The following is a 4,829-nucleotide window of genomic DNA, read 5'->3' as shown; positions in this document are numbered from 1 at the left end:
CGCGAGCGCGCACCCGCCCTCCAGCAGCAGCGCGAACACCGCGACGACGACCGCGCCCGCCACCACCTGCGGGGTGCTCGCCAGGTTGAAGCCCGCGGTGATGATGCGGCCCAGCCCGCCGCCGCCCACCAGCGCGGCCAGAGTGGCGGTGGCGACCAGCTGGACGGCGGCGATCCGCACCCCGGTCAGGACGAGCGGCAGCGCCAGCGGCACCTCGACCCGCCACACCAGCTGCCGGCCCGTCATGCCCATCCCCCGGGCAGCCCGCACCACGTCCCGGTCGACCTCCCGCATCCCGACATAGGCGTTGGTCAGCAGCGGCGGGATCGCGAAGAGCACCAGGGCGACGACGGTGGGCCAGGCGCCGTGCCGGCCCAGCGGGGTGAGCTGGAGCAGGACGAGGACGGCGAAGGTGGGGACGGCGCGGCCGGTGTTGGCGAGGTTGACGGCGAGGGCGCCGCCGCGCCCCAGGTGGCCGAGGACGAGCGCGACCGGCAGCGCGATCAGGCAGCCCGCGGCCAGGCAGCCGACGGTCAGCAGGGCGTGTTCGGTGAGCCGGTGCCAGACGCCGTCCTCGCCGGACCAGTGGGCGGCGGTGGTCAGCCAGGACCAGGTGGCGGTGAGCGTGGTCACGGGGGCCGCCCGGTGGCGGTGCGGGCGGTCATGCGGCCCGCTCCCCGGCGGCGCGTCCGGTCGCGGCCTTCCGGAGGCGTCCGCGCCGTGCCCGTTCGGCCCGGCGCCAGGGCGTCAGCACCCGTTCAAGACCGAGCAGCAGAACGTCACACGCGATCGCGATCAGTACGCACAGCACGGACGCGGTGAGGACCTGCGCCTTGAAGTAGGAGTTCATCCCGGCGTAGATGAGGTTGCCGAGGCCCCCGTGGCCGACGATCGCGCCGACCGTGGTGAGGGCGACCGCCGAGACGGTGGCGATCCGCAGACCGGCCATCACCGCGGGCAGCGCCAGCGGCAGTTCCACGGCCAGCAGCCGGCGCAGCGGCCCGTACCCCATGCCGCGCGCGGCCTCCCGGGTCTCCTCCGGTACGCCGTCCAGGCCCGCGAGGACGTTACGGACGAGAAGGGTGAGGGAGTAGAGGGTGAGACCGGCGATGACGAGGGTGGACGAGAGCCCGTAGAGCGGCAGCAGCAGCGAGAACATCGCCAGGGACGGGATGGTGTAGAGCACGGTGGTCAGCCCCAGCACGGGGCCGGACAGCCGACGGTAGCGGCGGGCCAGCAGCGCCAGCGGAACGGCGATCAGCAGCCCGAGCAGTACGGAGACCACCGTCAGACGGACATGTTCCAGCACCGCGTCGATCAGGATCTGGCGACGAGTGATCAGATAGTCGCCGCAGATCCATGCGTTACGGGCCAGGCAGTCGTCCGGCGGTGCGGTCACGGTACGAGTCCACCCCGGGCCGGGCGGGGTGGCGCGCGGGGCGCGTCCGATCGGGGGCGGGACGGAGGCGGCCGGAACGAGACCCCCTATACATGCCATATCTACTCCATATGTATAGTCACCGAAGCCCGTCCGCCCTGGGGCCCATCGAGGCACGACATCGCTGGCACACGCCGTTTCCGCAGGTCACGGACGCGTCCTCAGCTGTCGGCCGTCGAAAAGAGACCCCATGCCGAAGAAGTCGCCCACGGCACGCCGTACGTCCATAGCCGGCCTGGCACTGGCCGCCTCCCTGACCCTGGCCCTCAGCGGCTGCGCCTCGTACGACGTCACGGTCCCCGCCGACGCCCGCGCCGACGCCTCGGCCGACGGCAAGAACACCGGGAGCGGCGGCGGTGTCGACTGCCGCAAGGCCAAGTGCGTGGCGCTCACCTTCGACGCCGGGCCGAGCGAGAACACCCCCCGGCTGCTCGACATCCTCAAGAAGGAGAACGCGCACGCCACCTTCTTCATGCTCGGCAAGAACCACATCGCCGACCGCCCCGAGGGGGTGAAGGCCATCGCCGCCGGGGGCCACGAACTGGCCAACCACACCTGGTCGCACAAAATCCTGACCGAGACCGAACCCGCGGAGATCAAGAAGGAACTCTCCCGCGTCCAGGACGACGTCGAAAAGCTCACCGGCCGGAAGATGACGCTGATGCGCCCGCCCCAGGGCCGCACCGACAGCAAGGTCTCCGAGGTCAGCAAGGAACTCGGCCTCGCCCAGATCCTGTGGAGCGTCACCGCCAAGGACTACGAGACCACCGACTCCGACCTGATCACCCGCCGCGTCCTCGACCAGACCCGCCGCGACGGCATCATCCTGCTGCACGACATCTACAAGGGCACCGTCCCCGCCGTCCCCGGCATCCTCAAGGAACTCAAGAAGCGCGGCTACACCGTCGTGACGGTCTCCCAGCTCATGGCCCCCGCGAAGCCGGAACCGGGCATGGTCTACCGGCCCGAGAGCCCCGACGACTGACACCCTGCCGGGGGAACACCCCATACGCACGAAGCGCCCGTACGGAGGAGATCCGTACGGGCGCTTCCCCGTCCGCCGGGCGTCGCGCGCTCAGCCCCGCGCCGCCGCCTCCTGCTCGCCGTCGCGCTCACGGACCGCCGAGGAGGCCGGCGGGTGCGAGGCGCCCGCGCCGGGCTGCTGTTCCGGGGCGCCCGCGCCCGGCTTCGGCTTCGCCTTGGCCGGCTCCACGTCCTGCGGGAACGTCAGCTGCTTGCTCTGCCACTCCAGCGCCGGGACGACCTCGCGCCGCCAGGTCGCGAACTGGTGGCTGCCGCGCGGCAGGATGATCGAGTCCACGGTCATCGGCGGCTTCGCCGCGTGCAGGAACTTCATGGTGTCGGCGTAGCCCTCCTCGCCCTGCCGGCTGCTCGCCACCAGCGCCGAGACCTGCGGGGCGGGCAGATGCTTCAGCCGCCACAGCAGATCGTGCTCACGCTGCCGCTGCTCACCCTCGGGGCCGCTGCCGAAGAGGCTGCCGGTGGTGAGATCGTCCTTGATCGCGTAGTCGCCGGAGAGGGAGACCGCGGAGGTGTAGATCTTCGGGTTGCGCATCGCGAGCTGGAGCGAGCAGGTGCCGCCGGACGAGTACCCGAACGCGCCCCAGGCGCTGGGGTCGTGGCCGACCCGGTACGCCGACCGCATGGCGTCGGGGAGGTCCTTGGCGAAGAACGTCTCGGCCTGCGGCCCGTCCGGCACGTCCACGCACTCGGTGTCCCGCGGCGGCGCGATCGTCGGCCGCAGCATCACCATCACCGTGGGCTGCATGCGCCCCTGCGCGATCAGCTTTCCCGCGTTCTGCGGGATCTGGAGGTGCTGCGCGAGGTTCATGATCCCGCCCGGGTAGCCGCTGATGACGACCATGACGGGGAACCGCTGCCGGCGGAACTGCGGCTGGAAGTACTGCGGCGGCAGGTAGACGAAGGCCGGGTTGATCGCCCGTGACCTGCGGCCGACGATCCGTACCGACTCGACCTTGCCGACCTTGTCGGCGGGCCCCTGCGGCAGCCCGGTCACCCGGTCCAGGCCCTGCGGGCCGGCCGGCTGCACCAGCCCGCCCTTGAAGTCGCCGACGGTCGCGTACTTCCCGCCGGGCTCGGCGACCGCGACCGGCGCCTCCTCGTTGTTGCCCAGCAGCTCGTCCCAGGTGCCGTAGAACTCGAAGCTCGAATTCACCGCGAGCGCGAGCGCCGCGACGATCGACACCTGGGTGACCACGATGGCCCCGAGGCGCCCCAGCACGTTCCGCACGCCACGCCCCGACAACCGGGGCCACCACCAGACCGTCAGCGCCACAAGGGCCAACGCCAGGACGATCACCGTGATTTCGAGCGACAGACTGGTCAGCCCCATGCGCCCCACATCTCCCGTCACCCTCGCAGGGGTTCATCCCTACCGACGCATCTCACCGGTTCATCTCACCGGTCGCCGGCCGTCGGCCGCTGGAGAAACAACGCCGACAAGAACCAATGGTCACCGGGGAAGACGGGCGCTCATGACCATCGGATACCTGCGCGCGGGACTTCTTACCCAGCCCTTGCCTTTCCGTTTCCAGGACGTGATGTGTTCCGGGGCCTCCGGCCCGGTGCCGCACGGGCCGAAACGTCCCGGAAAGGGTGCACCACACGGCCCCGAGGTCCCACGGTGACGCCGGGGGTGGCCGCTACCCTTACGTAGATGTCCTGGTCAGGGACATGTCCGTACGTCCCGGACATACACCGCACCCCACCACATGCGAGAGAGGTCCGCCGATGGGCATTCGGAATCTGCTGCGCAACGCTTTCGGTCGCTCCAGGGCGTCCCGCAACGAGACCGCTGCCCCACCGAGCGGCACCCCGACCCCGGAACCGGCCACCGCCCCGGAGGCCGCCGCCGCCCCGGAACCGGCCACCATCCCGGAGGCCCGCGAGGAGGCCCTGCCGGGCCGGGCCGCTGAGAAGGACAGCGAGCGGGGCACTGAGCGGGGCACTGCGGCCGCCGAGGCTCATGAGGCCGGGGAGAAGACCGAGGGCCGGGAGAACCGGGCGGCGGAGACGCCCGAGAACTCCGCGACGGCGGAGAGCGTGGTGGCGCCGGAGAGCGTGGCGGCACCCGAGACGGCGGTGGCGTCGGAGGCCGTGGCGGCACCCGAGACCGCAGTGGCATCGGAAGCCGTGGTGTCCCCCGAGACCGTGGCGGCACCCGCGGGCGCGGGCGCGACCGCCTCGGGCGCCACGACGACCACCACCGGTCCGACCGCGTCCGGCACCGCGACGACGGCCACGGGCACCAGCGGCCCGACCGCTTCCGGCCCGACCGCTTCCGCTACCACGGCGACGGCCACGGGCCCGGCATCGTCCGGCTCCCCCGCCGCCTCGACCCCCTCTTCCT

At 71.9% G+C, this 4,829-nt stretch carries 4 protein-coding genes and 1 pseudogene; 1 reads left to right on the top strand and 4 read right to left on the bottom strand.

The genetic code is table 11. From position 1 onward, the window contains the following. The coding region (locus AC51EU_RS27140; RefSeq protein WP_496269725.1) for an ABC transporter permease at positions 1-633 on the bottom strand (633 nt) is incomplete at its 3' end. Between the two features lie 28 nt (positions 634-661). Beyond that, positions 662-1,399: an ABC transporter permease gene (locus AC51EU_RS27135; protein WP_496269724.1), complete on the bottom strand. Its 738-nt coding sequence runs from the start codon at positions 1,397-1,399 to the stop codon at positions 662-664. Positions 1,400-1,628: 229 nt separating this feature from the next. Between AC51EU_RS27135 and AC51EU_RS27130 the strand changes: the two genes are divergently transcribed. Further along, a complete protein-coding gene (locus AC51EU_RS27130) occupies positions 1,629-2,423 on the top strand; it encodes a polysaccharide deacetylase family protein (protein ID WP_496269723.1) in 795 nt (264 codons plus the stop codon). A gap of 90 nt (positions 2,424-2,513) precedes the next feature. Here the strand turns inward: AC51EU_RS27130 and AC51EU_RS27125 are convergent, their stop codons facing one another. Beyond that, a complete protein-coding gene (locus tag AC51EU_RS27125; RefSeq protein WP_496269722.1) occupies positions 2,514-3,812 on the bottom strand; it encodes an alpha/beta hydrolase in 1,299 nt (432 codons plus the stop codon). A 631-nt stretch (positions 3,813-4,443) separates the two neighbouring features. Further along, positions 4,444-4,829 (bottom strand): annotated as a pseudogene (locus AC51EU_RS27120) (hypothetical protein); the annotation flags it as partial.

Source organism: Candidatus Streptomyces philanthi, assembly GCF_059553635.1.
Note: the sequence above shows the minus strand (reverse complement) of the source record. Positions and strands in the feature narration are given on the sequence as shown.

What these genes read in the sequence shown, in the direction of transcription:
- AC51EU_RS27125 (WP_496269722.1), bottom strand. Translation starts at nt 3,812, where the DNA reads ATGGGGCTGACCAGTCTGTCGCTCGAAATCACGGTGATCGTCCTGGCG.
- AC51EU_RS27130 (WP_496269723.1), top strand. Translation starts at nt 1,629, where the DNA reads ATGCCGAAGAAGTCGCCCACGGCACGCCGTACGTCCATAGCCGGCCTG.